This is a genomic window from Streptomyces sp. CC224B, from assembly GCF_030010595.1.
Taxonomy (GTDB): Bacteria; Actinomycetota; Actinomycetes; order Streptomycetales; family Streptomycetaceae; genus Streptomyces; species Streptomyces longispororuber.
The window spans coordinates 84,531-97,811 of the sequence record NZ_JASCXL010000022.1; the positions used below are offsets into that span (position 1 = coordinate 84,531).

The 13,281-nt window shown below is 71.9% G+C and carries 21 protein-coding genes; all 21 read left to right on the top strand.

From position 1 onward, the window contains the following. Window positions 1-516 precede the first annotated feature (516 nt). Window positions 517-822 carry a hypothetical protein gene (locus QK440_RS11535; RefSeq protein WP_282792951.1) on the top strand — a complete coding sequence of 102 codons (306 nt, stop codon included), beginning with the start codon at window positions 517-519 and terminating at the stop codon, window positions 820-822. Window positions 823-1,016: 194 nt separating this feature from the next. Then, window positions 1,017-1,583: a hypothetical protein gene (locus tag QK440_RS11540; RefSeq protein ID WP_282792952.1), complete on the top strand. Its 567-nt coding sequence runs from the start codon at window positions 1,017-1,019 to the stop codon at window positions 1,581-1,583. Window positions 1,584-1,634: 51 nt separating this feature from the next. Next, the gene (locus tag QK440_RS11545; RefSeq protein ID WP_282792953.1) at window positions 1,635-1,865 is read left to right on the top strand and encodes a hypothetical protein; all 231 of its coding nucleotides are present in this window, start codon (window positions 1,635-1,637) and stop codon (window positions 1,863-1,865) included. A 147-nt stretch (window positions 1,866-2,012) separates the two neighbouring features. Further along, complete coding sequence (locus QK440_RS11550) at window positions 2,013-2,399, top strand: hypothetical protein (RefSeq protein WP_282792954.1); 387 nt, start codon at window positions 2,013-2,015, stop codon at window positions 2,397-2,399. Window positions 2,400-2,556: 157 nt separating this feature from the next. Beyond that, the gene (locus tag QK440_RS11555; protein ID WP_282792955.1) at window positions 2,557-3,039 is read left to right on the top strand and encodes a hypothetical protein; all 483 of its coding nucleotides are present in this window, start codon (window positions 2,557-2,559) and stop codon (window positions 3,037-3,039) included. A gap of 91 nt (window positions 3,040-3,130) precedes the next feature. Beyond that, complete coding sequence (locus tag QK440_RS11560) at window positions 3,131-3,364, top strand: hypothetical protein (protein WP_282792956.1); 234 nt, start codon at window positions 3,131-3,133, stop codon at window positions 3,362-3,364. A gap of 20 nt (window positions 3,365-3,384) precedes the next feature. After that, window positions 3,385-3,684, top strand: a complete 300-nt coding sequence (locus tag QK440_RS11565; protein WP_282792957.1) for a hypothetical protein — start codon at window positions 3,385-3,387, stop codon at window positions 3,682-3,684. After that, window positions 3,681-4,253 carry a hypothetical protein gene (locus tag QK440_RS11570; RefSeq protein ID WP_282792958.1) on the top strand — a complete coding sequence of 191 codons (573 nt, stop codon included), beginning with the start codon at window positions 3,681-3,683 and terminating at the stop codon, window positions 4,251-4,253. Before QK440_RS11565 ends, QK440_RS11570 begins: the two co-directional genes overlap by 4 nt. Then, window positions 4,250-4,519 (top strand): hypothetical protein, encoded by a 270-nt coding sequence (locus QK440_RS11575; protein WP_282792959.1) that lies wholly within the window; start codon window positions 4,250-4,252, stop codon window positions 4,517-4,519. The genes QK440_RS11570 and QK440_RS11575 overlap by 4 nt, the downstream gene beginning before the upstream one ends. Beyond that, window positions 4,516-5,424, top strand: a complete 909-nt coding sequence (locus QK440_RS11580; protein ID WP_282792960.1) for a hypothetical protein — start codon at window positions 4,516-4,518, stop codon at window positions 5,422-5,424. Before QK440_RS11575 ends, QK440_RS11580 begins: the two co-directional genes overlap by 4 nt. Next, window positions 5,424-7,214, top strand: coding sequence for a DNA cytosine methyltransferase (locus QK440_RS11585; RefSeq protein ID WP_282792961.1), 1,791 nt, complete (start codon window positions 5,424-5,426; stop codon window positions 7,212-7,214). Before QK440_RS11580 ends, QK440_RS11585 begins: the two co-directional genes overlap by 1 nt. Further along, the gene (locus QK440_RS11590) at window positions 7,211-7,474 is read left to right on the top strand and encodes a hypothetical protein (RefSeq protein ID WP_282792962.1); all 264 of its coding nucleotides are present in this window, start codon (window positions 7,211-7,213) and stop codon (window positions 7,472-7,474) included. The genes QK440_RS11585 and QK440_RS11590 overlap by 4 nt, the downstream gene beginning before the upstream one ends. Continuing rightward, on the top strand, window positions 7,471-7,701 hold the full coding sequence (locus QK440_RS11595; RefSeq protein ID WP_282792963.1) for a hypothetical protein: 231 nt from the start codon (window positions 7,471-7,473) through the stop codon (window positions 7,699-7,701). Before QK440_RS11590 ends, QK440_RS11595 begins: the two co-directional genes overlap by 4 nt. A 147-nt stretch (window positions 7,702-7,848) precedes the next feature. After that, window positions 7,849-8,949, top strand: a complete 1,101-nt coding sequence (locus tag QK440_RS11600) for a phage Gp37/Gp68 family protein (RefSeq protein ID WP_282792964.1) — start codon at window positions 7,849-7,851, stop codon at window positions 8,947-8,949. Next, the gene (locus tag QK440_RS11605) at window positions 8,946-9,362 is read left to right on the top strand and encodes a hypothetical protein (protein ID WP_282792965.1); all 417 of its coding nucleotides are present in this window, start codon (window positions 8,946-8,948) and stop codon (window positions 9,360-9,362) included. The genes QK440_RS11600 and QK440_RS11605 overlap by 4 nt, the downstream gene beginning before the upstream one ends. Then, the gene (locus tag QK440_RS11610) at window positions 9,359-9,904 is read left to right on the top strand and encodes a RusA family crossover junction endodeoxyribonuclease (RefSeq protein ID WP_282792966.1); all 546 of its coding nucleotides are present in this window, start codon (window positions 9,359-9,361) and stop codon (window positions 9,902-9,904) included. The genes QK440_RS11605 and QK440_RS11610 overlap by 4 nt, the downstream gene beginning before the upstream one ends. Before the next feature lie 140 nt (window positions 9,905-10,044). After that, complete coding sequence (locus tag QK440_RS11615; RefSeq protein ID WP_282792967.1) at window positions 10,045-10,797, top strand: hypothetical protein; 753 nt, start codon at window positions 10,045-10,047, stop codon at window positions 10,795-10,797. Between the two features lie 147 nt (window positions 10,798-10,944). Then, window positions 10,945-11,277, top strand: coding sequence for a hypothetical protein (locus QK440_RS11620; RefSeq protein ID WP_282792968.1), 333 nt, complete (start codon window positions 10,945-10,947; stop codon window positions 11,275-11,277). Further along, on the top strand, window positions 11,274-12,227 hold the full coding sequence (locus tag QK440_RS11625) for a hypothetical protein (protein WP_282792969.1): 954 nt from the start codon (window positions 11,274-11,276) through the stop codon (window positions 12,225-12,227). The genes QK440_RS11620 and QK440_RS11625 overlap by 4 nt, the downstream gene beginning before the upstream one ends. 118 nt (window positions 12,228-12,345) lie before the next feature. Next, entirely contained in the window at window positions 12,346-12,603 is a 258-nt protein-coding gene (locus QK440_RS11630; protein WP_282792970.1) for a hypothetical protein, read from the top strand. A gap of 113 nt (window positions 12,604-12,716) precedes the next feature. Next, complete coding sequence (locus QK440_RS11635) at window positions 12,717-13,136, top strand: hypothetical protein (protein ID WP_282792971.1); 420 nt, start codon at window positions 12,717-12,719, stop codon at window positions 13,134-13,136. The last annotated feature ends 145 nt before the right edge of the window (window positions 13,137-13,281 follow it).

Below are 13,281 nucleotides of genomic sequence, written 5' to 3' on the forward strand. Positions count from 1 at the left end.
TCCCGGGCCCTGCTGGTGCCTGGCAGCACCGAGGGCACCTGGCTCGTGAGCGCACGGCAATCCCTACGAATGCCGGGTGTTCTTCTTCCGCATTCTGCTGTACCGCGTGACAGGTGCGCGCGCTACACTCCCGGTGTCGCCGGGGGTGCGCGTACGCGCGTTTCCCTGGTGGGTCTCTGCGCCTCCTCACCCAGTGTTCCGGGGTTCTTTGTCGGCAACATCGGACTCGGCTGCTCTTGGTGAGGGGGCGCTCCCCATATCCGCGAAACGGGACGAGTGCCTGTGAAGCAGGACGAGTACCTGTGAAGCGGGCGTGAAGAAGAGGACAGGGGGAACTGGATTGTCGCCGAAGTCAAAGGTTCCGCTGGTGTTTCGGTACTGATCTTTGCGAACCTGGCGGAGCACGGGGCCACCGGCGGTCGCCGTGCGACCCTCCCGAACGCCGGAAGAAGGTGGAGACCGCCCATGCCCGGCCTTGCCGAAGATCCCAACGGCCACGCCTGTTCCACCTCAACTGTGCACGCCACCGTTATCCCACTCCACGGCAAGCTGAGTACGTCCCGCTCCGCAGCCAGTCGCAGCGCGGGCCCGCCCGCCCCTCCCCAGCACGAGCGTGAAGTCGCCGCCTTCTGGGAGAAGATCTACACCCAGCAGGGCCGCACCCTCGCCGACGCCGCGACGGCCGACGCGCACCGGATCACGGCGGCCACCCTGGGCCTGCTGATCGAGGGGGCGCGCGCCGACGGCGTCATCACCGACGAACAGGCGCAGTATTTGGGCGCGCTCACCGTGGAGGCGGTCCGGGCGCCGGACTTCCTGTAGGTTCCCGCGCTCATCGTCGCGGTTCTGCTACAGGTTTCCCACCAGCAACGGTTGAGCGCTGTCGTACCGACCAGAACGTCTGTACCCATGCCATGATGTGGGCGGGTAATCGCATGTCAGCAATGCGTAACCGCCCGGCCCCTGCCATGTGCTCGCGCGTGCCCGGAGGTTGGGTGGCATGACCGGGGGTGGGCGTGAATTTCGAATCGAGGAACCAGCAACCGGCCTCCGGGCCCGCGCAGCTGCTCGACCAGCTCGACACGGACGACTTCAAGCGGGCCGGGTCAACGAACCGCCGTCACGACGGCCGTTCGGCCACGCGCGTGCACGGAGCGCCACCCGTCAACCAGACGGTGCTGGCTCATCTCGCCGCCTGTGACGGCGAGGTCGCGCAGTTCATCGAGCGGGCCCGCCAGGGTGCCGCGCCGAGCGAAGGCGACGAGGCGACGCCCGGGCGCGCGGGCGCGTACGACCGGGCCAGGCACCAGGCCGAGCAGCTGGGCGGGGACTATCAGGACTATCTGGACGCCATGGAGTGGCGTCACGGCGTCACGGCGGCCCTGCTGATGGGGGACGTCGACGTCATCGGCAAGGAACGGTGCCCGGCCTGCCGGACGTTCGGCCTCGTATGGGTGTCTGAGACCCGGCACGCCTCGTGCGTGAACCGGTACTGCGCGGTGGACGGCCGCCCCCGGGCCTGGACCATCGCGCAACTGGCCGTCGAGCGCGCGGCCCGGCGTCCTCGTCGGCTAGCGAACTGAACCAAGGCCCGCCCAGCCCCTGAACCCTCCAGTCCAGCACGGGAACCGTGAATGCCTGTCCCCTCTGTGCCCGCCCCTGCCCGCCCTCCCTCCCCTCCGCCTGATCTGGTCGACTTCGAGACCGGCGCCGAGTTCCTCGGCAGGTCCGGACACCCGATCTCCAGTTCCACGCTGCGCCGGCTGGCCCGGACGAAGAAGCTGACCATCTGGCGGCGCGGCCGGCGGCACCTGGTGTCGCTGTCCGACCTTCTGGTCGCCCACGGCGAATGGATCACCGAGTAGCCGCGCCCCGACCCCCACGAGAGCCCCTCCCGCCGGGAGGGGCTTTTCTGTGCCCCGCCTCCCGCCAACCCCTTGCATGTGTATTGGGTTTCACCTAGTGTCGGTGGTGCCGACGAAGAACCCGCCCGAACACGCGAGGAGCTGCACATGGCTGCCATGGCACCCGAAGCGCCCGTCACTCCCCGGCCGCGCGAGCGCTACCTGACCGAGCTGGGCAAGGACCAGCAGGACCTGCACTGGAGCCTGATGCAGCTCCTCGGCTACGAGGGCGGCGCGGCCACCGACGAGGGTGGCCTCACCGACAAGGCCGAACGCCTGGCCATCGCCCAACGGGCCGCCGCCAACGCCGGGATCGCCCTGCCCCCGCACAGCGAACTCGCCGAGTGCTACGACTGCGGCCTCCTCTTCGACGGCACCCACGCCCACGAGACCGAGGGCCTGGTGCGCTGCAGCGAGCACCACCACACCTGGGCCCGAGCCAACGACGACACCTACGGGCGCGACGACACCACCTTCGAGTCCCGCTGGGACTAGGCCCGAACTCCGGCCCGGCCGACCGGTCGCAGCCCCACCCCCCCTGGGGACTTCCGGGGCCGGGCCGGACCCCACCGGCCGGGTGCGAGGAGTGCCCCGCCCTTCGCACCCGGCCGTCCAACGCCCCTCGCTCGCACCCCGGCTGGAGAGACCCGCCATGCACGCGACGCCCACCATCGCCATCCTCCTGCGCGACGCCGCCTTCTACCTCAGCCAGTACGGCCTGCACCGCGGAAACAGCGCCTTCGTCGCCCCGACCACGCACGCTCACCTCAACCACGGCCCCCTCGACGTCTGCGCCGCCATCTACCTGGCCGCCACCGCCCGCCCGCTGCCGCCTGTCTTCCACAGCACCGACCCCGCCGACGAGCAGGACGCAACCGAGATGATCAAGGCGGACCCGCGGGCGATGGCCGCGATCCACGCCCTGTGGGAGGGCCTCGACTCGCGGGTCACCGAGGCGGACGTCTGCGACGAAGTCCCCACCGCCGACAGCCCGGACGAGTGGATCGACCGGGTCAGCCACTGGGCGGCGACGGCCCCCGACAGCAGGACGGACCCGCCCACGCTGCTCGAGGTGATGGGACGTCTGCTCCGCACCGCCGACGCCCTGGAGCAGCGCACCGCCCTCGCGGCCTGAACCGGTCGGCGGTCCCGCCCCGCGGGCCCGCCGACCGCCAGCCGGGAAAGACGCCCCGCCCTTCGCCCTGCGGCCGTCACAGGAGCACGCCATGAGCACCACCGTCACCGCACCGCCCGCCGCCCCGTGGGACCTGCCCGACCTGTACGAGCAGGGCATGGCCGAGGCCCTGCTCGACGCCGCCATGGAGTCGCCCGCGATCACCTTCGGCCGAGCCCGCTGGGCCGACACGGCCGCCAACCCGCTGTGGGCCGAGGGCTACCGGGACGGGCTGCTCATCGGCCACGCCGTCCGCGAGACCTGCCACTGCGGCGATCAGCACTGACCGACAAGGAGAGCTGCCCGATGAAGATGAAGCGCCTGCTCGACGCGGCGCGCGGAGCCCTGGCCCAGACGGAGCCGCCGCACGTCCCGCAGATCGAGCTCACCCCCGACACCCGCTACCGCATCAACCGCATCCGGGACTTCGACGGCTCCTACGCCGCGACCGTCAGCACCGGCTCGCTGGTCGTCCGCGGCGACGCCACCCAACTGCGGCGCGCAGCCACCGTCCTGGCGAACGCGGCGCTGTGCATCGACTGGGCCACCTACCTGGACGCCGACGGCCTCAGCCCCCTCGACGTCACCGGAGGTGAGCCGGCATGACGACGATCGCGCTGGCCGCCCTCGACCCCGCCCGCGGCGAGACGTACGAGATCGACAGCCGCCCCGGCGACGGATTCCGCCACGGCGTGGTCACCGGGAAGTTCGGCACCATCACCGGCGACCCCGTCGCTCTCAACGAGCTGGCGGCCGCACTGCAGCAGGCGGCAAGCGACGCCGTCTTCGCCCACATGCTGCGCGTCGACGAACCGGGCGTACTGCGGCTGGAGTCACCCAGCGGCGAGCGCCGGGAGATGGTGCCCCCTGAGCTGGTCGTCGCCCAGGAAGCCAACTGCGCCGCCCTCTGGGTGTGGGCGGGCGCCGGCGAGGCCATGCTCCCCGTCGAACCGGGCGACTGGACGATCCACGACGACGGCACCGCCCACGCCCTGGTCGACGACACCACCGAACTGCACTTCACCCTGGACGGCGAGGTCCTCACCGGCCGCAGCCGCTGCCCGCACGGCCACATCCACGAGCGGACCCTTAAGCACCCCCGCGACCTGACCGCCACCCAGACCGAGGCCGCACAGTGCCCCGGGCACAGCACGGCACCGGGGAGGACCGCATGAGCGGTGCGGCGCGACTTGATGCGATCGGCTGGAGGACGCGGCTGGATCCCGCCGAGCGCGAGCAGTTGGTGCATGAACTGTCCCGCGCGCTGCGCGGCCATCAGCACGAGGAACCGGCCGACGAGCGGCATGCGGAGCCAGCCGACGAGGTCCTGGACCGCCTCTCGCAGGTGCTGACGGAGTACGGGGAGATCTCAGCGATCCCGGACCGCATCCGGCCCGGCGACCACGTCACCGTGCAGGACTTCGACGGCGGTGGGGCATGAACGACGCCGCCATGACGCCGGAGGCCGCGCTCGTGCGGCTGCGGCAGTACCGGGAGCGGCCCGCGCCGACGTGGTCGACCGCCTCCTACGGCGGCTCGTCGGCGGAGGCCGCGCTCGCGGAGATCGGCCGGGTGCTGGCCGACGAGGTCGAGCGGCTGCGCGCCGAGCTCGCTGCCCGGCCGTCGCACGCCGAGGTGCCCGCCGCGGCCCCGGCCGACCCTGCTGTCCCTCACGTCTGCCAGCAGGCCGAGCGGGACCGCCGCATCGCCCAGGCGCAGCGCGCCATCGAGGACGCCCTCGCCGCCAGTTGGAGGCACTGGCGGCGCCCGGGCCGGCGGCCCGACTTCGGCCGGGCCGCGCTGGCCGCCGTCGACAGCCTCGGCGACCTCGCCGTGGAGATCCTCGTCGACGGGACCATGCTCCGCTCGCTCACCGCCAAGGACGGCGTCCTCACCCTCGATCTCGAGCCGGCCAAGGACATCGTCCGCCTCTTCGTCGCCGCCATGCACGGCATGCTCGACGGCTACGGCGCGGAGAACTACCTGGAGACCGAGGCCACCGTCCCTGCAACCCTGTCCCTGGACGTACGCGACGGCGACTTCCCGGACCAGGCGTACACCGTGACCATCCAGCGGCGCACCCGGCCCACCGCGCACGAGCTGCGCCAGGCCGCCGAGGCCCGCCTGGCCGCGGTCCTCGACGAATGCGACGCCATCGACACCGACCACCACGGGCAGCACGACGAGGACGCCGACGGAGCCCGCGACGCCGTGCGCCGCATCCGAGCGGCGGCGCAGGAGGGGCGACAGCGCACCCCTCAGCACGCACCCCAGGCAGCACCGGTACCGGAAGGGACCGCTGTGCCGACAGGTAGAGAACGCCGACAGGCTCGAGGGACCCAGTGATGACGCGCGCGTCCACCCGCAGAATCCGCACCGCCACGCATCGGCCCGCCACGCGGCGCCGCCGCTTCCGCCACGACGACCCCGTCGCGGTCGATCTGTTCGCCGGCTTCGGCGGACTCACCAAGGGCATCGCGGAAGCCGGGTTCACCACGATCATGGCGGCGAACCACAACGCCTACAAGGTCGAGGTCCACGAGGCCAACCACCCCGAGGCCGAACACTGGATCGCCGACCTGGTCGACCCCGACGCGTCGGACTACCACTCCGCCCGGGACCTGCCCGCGGCCGACCTGCTCGTGGCGGGCATCTCCTGCGTGAACCACTCGCAGGCGAACACGAAGAGGGCCTACCAGCAGGGCCTGGCCCTGTTCGAGCTGGAGGACCCCGACTACGAAGCCCGGGTCACCCGCTCGGAGCGTGACCGGGCCACTGCGACCTGCGTCCTGCAGTACGCCGCCCAGCACCATCCGCGGATGATCCTCGTGGAGTGCACGACCGGGCTGCAGTCGTGGGGCCCGGCGATCCCCGGCCGGCCGAAGGTCGGCGACGGCAGCACGTACCGGTGGTGGCTGAAGCAGTTCGACCTGCTCGACTACGACCACAAGGTCTGCTTCTTCAACTCGCAGTTCTTCGGCGTCCCGCAGTCCCGCAACCGCGGCTACTGGGCGTTCTGGAAGAAGTCCCTGCCCGCCCCCGACCTGGAGCACCGGCCCGTCTCCCGCTGCCACCACTGCGACAAGGACGTCGAGGCGGTATGGACCTGGCGCACCGGTGTCCCCGCGTCCGGGCTGGTGGAGTACGGCAAGCAGTACGACTACCGCTGCCCCTCGTGCCGTCGCCAGGTCGTGCCCCCGATGACGCCGTCGCTGGCCGCCCTGGACCTGACCGACCTCGGAGTCCGCATCGGCGACAAGCCGGTCAAGACGTTCAAGGACGGCTTCGTCGGGCCGCTCGCCCGCTCGACGATGGCCCGCGCCGAGCGCTGCCGCCAGCGGTTCGCCGACTTCCCCGCGATCCTCATGCCCGCGAAGGGGGTGCACGGCTCCGAGAAGCACCCGTGGCAGCCGCTGGCGACCCAGACCAGCCAGCAGGAGACGTCGATCCTGTCCACCGGCGCCCTCATGGCGGCCGCGGGCAACACCTTCGAGCGGCCGGGGTCGACCTGCCGCAGCCGCGGTTTCGACCAGCCCCTGTGGGCGCAGACCGCTACGAACACCACGGGACTGATCACTCCTCCGATGGCGCTGGCGGTGGACAACTACCAGGGAGGGCCACGCGGCGCACACGAGCCGCTGCCCACCCAGGTCGGCTCGGAGACCCTCGCCGTCGTCTCCTCCGGCGTGATCCCGTTCCGCAAGAACACCCTGCCGACCGGGCCCGGCGAGGCGATGCCGACGGTCACGTCGGACCAGATCCCCGGGCTCCTCACGGCCGCCGGCTGGTACAAGCAGAACGGGTCCAGGGGCAACGAGACCGCGCCGCACCCGCTGAGCGACCCGCTCGGCACCATCACCGCCCACGACACGACGGCGCTGCTCACGGCGCAGTGGCGGGCCACCCTCGCCGAGCTGCCGCTGGAGGACTGCTACTTCCGCATGATGCGGGAGTACGAGATCGGCCGCGGCTGCGGCTTCGACGTCACCTTCGGCGAGCACCGGGGCACCTTCAAGGTCTGGGGGACGGCCCGCGCTCAGGTGGACGGCTTCGGGAACGCCGTATCGCCGCAGGTCGGCACCTGGATCGGCACCCGGCTGCGGGCTGCCTTCCACCAGGCAGAGGCGGCCGCATGACGGCCCGCGCGTGCACCCACTGGCTCGGGTCCGAACACCGCTGCTGCCAGACCCAGCGCAGCGTTCGCCACTACCTCACCGGCTGGCGCTGCCCCGCCCACACCCCCGCTGCCCTCGCCGGACACCCCGAACCCCCGCCCGGGCCCGGCATGCCGACAGGCGCATGGACAACCCCCAGCCCGCACAGCGACTCCCGCGCTCACCCCAATCCGCACCGCGCCGCACAGGCTGCGGTCAACGACCAGGAGGTCACCACGTGAACACCACTCGCCGCCGCGCCGCCGCCGCGACCATGGCCACCGTCATGGCCCTCGGCCTGCTGGCCGCCTGCTCTGACGAACCCGACGACGACTGCGAAGACGACACGCTCGCCGCAGTGGCCGTCGTCAAGCCGGGCCCGCCTCCGGCGCCCGCGAAGCCGAAAACCCCGAAGCTCGAGCCCTCAGCGCCCAAGCAGGGTCAGGCGCACGTCGACGACTGCGACTGACCACCCAGACCGGCGGCCGCGGCTCGGCCCTGATCGCTGCCGCCATCCGAGCCCGCCCCGGCGGGCGGGACCGCAGTGCGCGGTGATGGGCCTCCGCCTGCACCGCGCACCGCGGGACCGGCCGCTTCACGACAAGGAGGCCACCTCGTGGCCACACGCACCAGCATCGAATGGACCGACGTGACCTGGTCGCCCATCATTGGCTGCACCCGGGTCTCCCGGGGCTGCGACGGCTGTTACGCGATCTCCACGGCACGCATCCGGTCCTTCAACCCCAACCCGAAGATCTCCGCCGCGTACGCCGGCACCACCTCGAACACCGACCGCGTCGACTGGACGGGCCAGGTCAACCTGCTCGAGGAACGGCTCCTGCAGCCGCTGAGCGGCACCGGCATCTGGCGCACGCCGCGCCGGGTGTTCGTGAACTCCCAGTCCGACCTCTTCCACGAGGCGGTCCCCGGGGAGTTCATCGCCCGCATCCTTGCGGTGATGGCCTGCACGCCCCAGCACACCTATCAGGTGCTGACCAAGCGGCACGGCCGGATGCGGTCCCTGATGAGCTCGAAGGACTTCGTGGCCGCGGTCCACACCGAGGCCTCCGTACTCAACCGCGACGCCGCTCTTGGCCGCGCCCGGCAGTGGCCGCTGCCCAACCTCTGGATGGGCGTCTCGGTCGAGGACCAGGGCACCGCGAACACCCGCGTCCCGGCCCTGCTGCGCACCGCGGCCGCCCGGCGCTTCATCTCCGCCGAGCCCCTGCTCGGGCCGGTCGACCTGACCCGCATCCCCTTCCGCGGCGACACCGACTACCTCGTCGACGCGCTCGACGGCCGCTACGGACTCCGGGAACCATGCGAGTCGTTCTCCTTCGGCATGGCCGGCCTCGGACCGGTCGACTGGGTGATTGCCGGAGGGGAGAGCGGCCCCAAGTCCCGCCCGATGCACCCGGCGTGGGCCCGCTCCCTGCGCGACCAGTGCAGCCGGAGCAGGCGCCGCGTCCCCTTCCTGTTCAAGCAGTGGGGCGAGTTCCGCCCCTTCTGGCGGCCGGAGTCCGATGGCCGGCCCTTCCCCGAGCCCGCCCTGTACGTCAACGCCGAGACCGGCGAGGCGCTGCCCGAGGCCGAGGTGCCCGACACCGGTAGCTGGCAGGGCGTGTACCGGCTCGGCAAGAAGAAGGCCGGTAACGAACTCGACGGCCGCACTTGGCTGCAGACCCCTATCTCCATGAGCCTGGAGCCGCGACGGTGACGAACTCGTACGAGACCCTGACGGTCGGCCTGCTGCGCGCCGTCCTGGCCAGCATCGACCCCACCACGCCGGTGGAGGTCCCCATCCCCCTGTCGACGATGGACGGGGGAGAGGGGTACCACTGGGCGCCTGTGCGCGGCGTCCGGGTCCGCACCGACGACAGTGTGGAGATCGCCTTCGACGAGCCGGAGGAGTGGAGGCGGCAGGAGTCGGCCGACCGGCGCGAGGTCCGGTGGTCGCTGCAGGCCAGCGGCGCCTACCTCGCGGTCACGCGGCCCGGTGTGCGCGAGGCCATGGCCGAGGTGATCCGCATCCGGCTTCCCGGCCACGCGGGCGACGGCGCTCTCCTGGACGCGCTCGCCGCCGCAGTCGCCGGTGCATACACGGAGTTCCTGAAGCGGACCGCCGGATGAACGAGACCGACTCCGCCCTCATAGTTCCGCCAGCGATCAAGGTCCTGGACATCACCGTCCTTGGTACCCCGGCCGGGCAGGGCGCCATCAGCTTCAAGGGCCGCGGCCGGGCCGTGCACACCAACCACGACGTACTGATGCCCTGGCGCGGTGCGATCACAGCGGCCGCGACCCGGGCCCTGGGCACCCATCAGCGGGTACGCGTGAAGAAGTGGCCCAACTGCCGGGCGTGCGGCAAGCCGAACCGGACGCACGGCAAGATCACAGGGCCGGTCGCGGTGCAGATCGGAGTCACTGTCGAGCGGAGCCCGACCGCCGCCAAGCGCGGCGATCTCTGGCCGGCCAACCGAACAACGAGCGACATCGACCACCACGCCCGCGCCGTCTTGGACGCGCTGTGCAACGCTTCCGTGTTCCCCGACGACGGGCAGGTCGTGGCGCTCGAAGTGCAGAAGGTCTTTCCCGTCACCCCGCACCCGGACGCCCTACCCAGACCGGGTGCCACCATCCGGGTCTGGAAGATCGGAGTTCCCGTAGCATGACCAGGCCGCTCCCGCCGCATGGCACGGCGAACCGCTACGCCAGCCGTAGGGCCCCCTGCCGATGCAAGCCGTGCACGAAGGCCGCCTCGCGAGCTGATCTGGAACGCCGGGTCGCCCGGCGTGCCGGTCGCCCTCGGCGGGTGCCCTCCGGGCCAGCCCTGGCGCATCTGGCGAAGCTGGTGGAGTCCGTGCCGGTGGGGCAGGTCGCGCGGGCCGCTGGGGCGCCGCATAGTTCCCTCAGCCAGCTCCTGGTGGAGCGGCGGCCGACCATGAGCCGGGCCCTGGCGGAGAAAATTCTCGCGGTACGGGGCGTGGACCGGTCGGCGATGTCGAGGGTCAACAGCGTCGGCGCGCGGCGTCGGTTGCAGGCTCTGTACGCGCTGGGGCACTGGCGCAAGACGATCGTGGAAGCCAGCGGTTTGGACCCAGTGACCATCTCGCGGCTGCTGGGCGGCAGGTGGGCGCGTATCACCATCGAATGTGATGAGGCCGTGCGCAGGGCGTATGCGCAGATGTCGATGTCTCTGGACACCTGCGAGCGCAACCTTGCCCGGGCGCGGCGTGAGCGGTGGGTTCCGCCGCTGGCGTGGGACGAGGAGACGATCGACGACCCGCTGGCCCTGCCGGCCCTAGACGCCGCGCCACCCGCGCCAGCGGGACCGCACGCGGCCACCCGGTTCCTGCTGGGGGAGAGCGTCGTGCTCAACCAGGCGGCCCGCCGGGAGGTGATCGGCTACCTCATGGAGTGGTCACCCAGGTCCTTCGAGGAGATCGGAGCGCAACTGGAGATGTCCGGCGAGGCGGTGGAGCGGCAGTGGGAACGGCTGAAGGCCCGGGCCCGGGAGGCGGGGCAGCCGGTGCCGACCCGGCGGCTCGTGCTCACCGGGACGTGAGCGGGACCAACAGCCCCTAGGGCGGGCCCGGTTCCGTGGGAGCCGGGCCCGCGATATGCCGATCACGCATAACATGTTCCATGTGTATTGGGTTTCGCTTAGGATGGGAAGCGCCGACGAAGAGCCCTCTCCCTTGAGGAGCAGTCCATGTCCCAGCTCAACGAGATCCCCCGGCCCGCTGACTACGCCGCGGCCCTGATCCGGGCGACCTTCCGCCGCGGCGGTCACGTCTCCAAGCTGACCGCCACCCAGGTCGCCGCCACCGCGCAGGTGCTGGGTCTTGAGCCGCCCGCCACCGAGGATGTGGTCGACGCCGTCATCGGCGCCATCACCGAGCCGGTGCGCTGGGAGGACTGCAACCAGGACGTCGCCGAGGCGCTCTTCGGGGCCGCCGACAGTCTGCTGCCGTTCGCCGTCGAGGGCGCGCCCGGTAAGCCCAGTGTGCTCATGATCCCCGTCGTACTCGACGACGAGTCATGAGCGCCGCGGCCGCCCGGCTCCCCGGTGCGCCGGTGGAGGTGGCCTTCACGCCCGCCCTCCCCGAGGGGGAGCCGAAAGAGCCCGGCACCGGCTACCTGCAGCCAGGCGGACTCGTCGTCCACACCGGCTGGTCCCTCCCGCTGCCCCCCGAGGAGCCGGTGCTGCGCCAAGACTCCGCCTGGGAGGGCGCGCAGTGCTGGCTCATCTCCACGCCCGACGGCCACCGTGCCACCCGCTTCGCGTACCTCACCCGCGAGCGGGCCGAACAGGTCGCGGCCGCCGTCGCGGCCGCGCTGCCCGGCGGGGCCTGGTTGGCCGCCGTAGATGACACGGATGCCCTGCTCGCTCTCGCGCTCGAGGCGTCCAGCGGCCCGGACATGCTGCCGCTGGTCCACCGCGGCAAGCCGGGCTGGGGGTGGGGGAGTGAGAGCACGTACTGGATCATGCCCGACACCCGGGCCGCCTACGAGCGGATGATCGCCTCCCATGGGGGAGCGGCCCCCGCGTCCTGCCGCACCTGCAAGGGCATCAAGGAGCGCTGGGACGCCCGGGGGTGGACGGGGCGCAGCGGGCACTGGCCGCGCTGGAGCCCGGATCTGGCGCACGCGCGCGGCCGGGAATGCCGGGCGCACTGCCCGTGCATGGTCTGCCTCGGCCCGGTCGCCATCGGGACATTCGGCACCGCCTACGGCGACGACGGCCGCCCGGTCCCGGGCAGCCTTGCCGCGCACACCGGGGCCCTCCTGCCCGCCGGGCACCGGCAGGTGCCGTACGGCGAGCGGGGCTTCGCATGGTTCCGCTTGATGCTTGACGAGGGGGGCTGCGTGGTCATGGACAACCGCCCCTGCGAGGGGCTGTGGCCGCGCGGCGTCCGTCATGACGACGCCTTCTTCTGCGAGACCGGGGAGACCGGCTACGCCGCCCCCGGGCCCGCCTCAACACGCGTCTGATCAGGGGGTTGTTGAGCTCAAGAAGATGCCCGCACCCCTCGATATCTATTGCCTGTGTATTGGGTTTCGCGTAGTGTCTCCAGTGCCGACAAGGAGCCCCGCGAACGAGGAGCAGGCCATGACGTACGAGATCCGCCTCACCGACACCAACGGCTACACGGTCCCCAACGGGGTCCGCTACCAGGTGCCCGCCGACCAGCGCGAGGCCACCGAGCAGGAACTGCGCCGCCTGGCCACCGAGGACGCCGCCCAGCAGCGGGCCCTGCTCCTGAACAACGCGAAGGCCCTCACCGGGGCCAGCGCGCAGGGCGCGCGGGCGGCGGCGTACCGGATCCGCGCCACGGACTACAAGATCAACGCCCACCCGGCGGGCTGACCCCTGCGGGGGCCGGGCCTGCGGGCCCGGCCCCTTTGCCGACCGGCTCCCCGGCACCTACGGACTCCCTCTCGGCACAACACCCGCACCCAACCAGCGAGGAGACCCACGCCATGGCGACACTGCCCGACGCCCGCTCCGTCTACCCCAAGGGCACCTCCGGACCGACCTGCAAGCGCCACAACCAGATCCGCAAGGCCACCGCCATCGCCTTCGAGCTCTTCGGCGAGTTCGGCCCGGACCTCAGCATCAGCCTCATCAACCGGCTCACCAATGCCGACATGGCCGCCGCGGCCGCGCGCGCCGGGGTCAACCCGCCCACCAGCGACGAGACCCGCAACGCGGTCAAGCTCCTGCTGCGCGTCTACCTGACCCTCGGGCGCCTCGACCTCACCGGCCAGAACACCATGCAGGTCGCCGACCAGAGCCTCCAGACGGCCCTGGCCGACGTGCTCGGCTCCGACCAGCCGACCACCGCCATCAACCCCCTGGGCGTGTCGGTCCTCCTGCTTCCCATCGACCGCCAGCTGTGATCCTTCCGGGGGGGGGCCCCCCCCCCGGGGCCCGCCCCCCCCCCCCCCCCGGGCCCGGCCCGGGGCGCCGGGGCCGGGGTGTTCCGTGTCCGCGTCCTCACGTCAGGCGACGCTAGACGGCGAACGCTGCGGCGGTGTTGCCGCG

Bases quoted from the DNA above. Each gene is read 5' to 3' on its own strand.
- QK440_RS11545 (WP_282792953.1), top strand. From the start codon at position 1,635: ATGCCTGTCCCCTCTGTGCCCGCCCCTGCCCGCCCTCCCTCCCCTCCG.
- QK440_RS11550 (WP_282792954.1), top strand. From the start codon at position 2,013: ATGGCTGCCATGGCACCCGAAGCGCCCGTCACTCCCCGGCCGCGCGAG.
- QK440_RS11555 (WP_282792955.1), top strand. From the start codon at position 2,557: ATGCACGCGACGCCCACCATCGCCATCCTCCTGCGCGACGCCGCCTTC.
- QK440_RS11560 (WP_282792956.1), top strand. From the start codon at position 3,131: ATGAGCACCACCGTCACCGCACCGCCCGCCGCCCCGTGGGACCTGCCC.
- QK440_RS11565 (WP_282792957.1), top strand. From the start codon at position 3,385: ATGAAGATGAAGCGCCTGCTCGACGCGGCGCGCGGAGCCCTGGCCCAG.
- QK440_RS11570 (WP_282792958.1), top strand. From the start codon at position 3,681: ATGACGACGATCGCGCTGGCCGCCCTCGACCCCGCCCGCGGCGAGACG.
- QK440_RS11575 (WP_282792959.1), top strand. From the start codon at position 4,250: ATGAGCGGTGCGGCGCGACTTGATGCGATCGGCTGGAGGACGCGGCTG.
- QK440_RS11580 (WP_282792960.1), top strand. From the start codon at position 4,516: ATGAACGACGCCGCCATGACGCCGGAGGCCGCGCTCGTGCGGCTGCGG.
- QK440_RS11585 (WP_282792961.1), top strand. From the start codon at position 5,424: ATGACGCGCGCGTCCACCCGCAGAATCCGCACCGCCACGCATCGGCCC.
- QK440_RS11590 (WP_282792962.1), top strand. From the start codon at position 7,211: ATGACGGCCCGCGCGTGCACCCACTGGCTCGGGTCCGAACACCGCTGC.
- QK440_RS11610 (WP_282792966.1), top strand. From the start codon at position 9,359: ATGAACGAGACCGACTCCGCCCTCATAGTTCCGCCAGCGATCAAGGTC.
- QK440_RS11620 (WP_282792968.1), top strand. From the start codon at position 10,945: ATGTCCCAGCTCAACGAGATCCCCCGGCCCGCTGACTACGCCGCGGCC.
- QK440_RS11625 (WP_282792969.1), top strand. From the start codon at position 11,274: ATGAGCGCCGCGGCCGCCCGGCTCCCCGGTGCGCCGGTGGAGGTGGCC.
- QK440_RS11630 (WP_282792970.1), top strand. From the start codon at position 12,346: ATGACGTACGAGATCCGCCTCACCGACACCAACGGCTACACGGTCCCC.
- QK440_RS11635 (WP_282792971.1), top strand. From the start codon at position 12,717: ATGGCGACACTGCCCGACGCCCGCTCCGTCTACCCCAAGGGCACCTCC.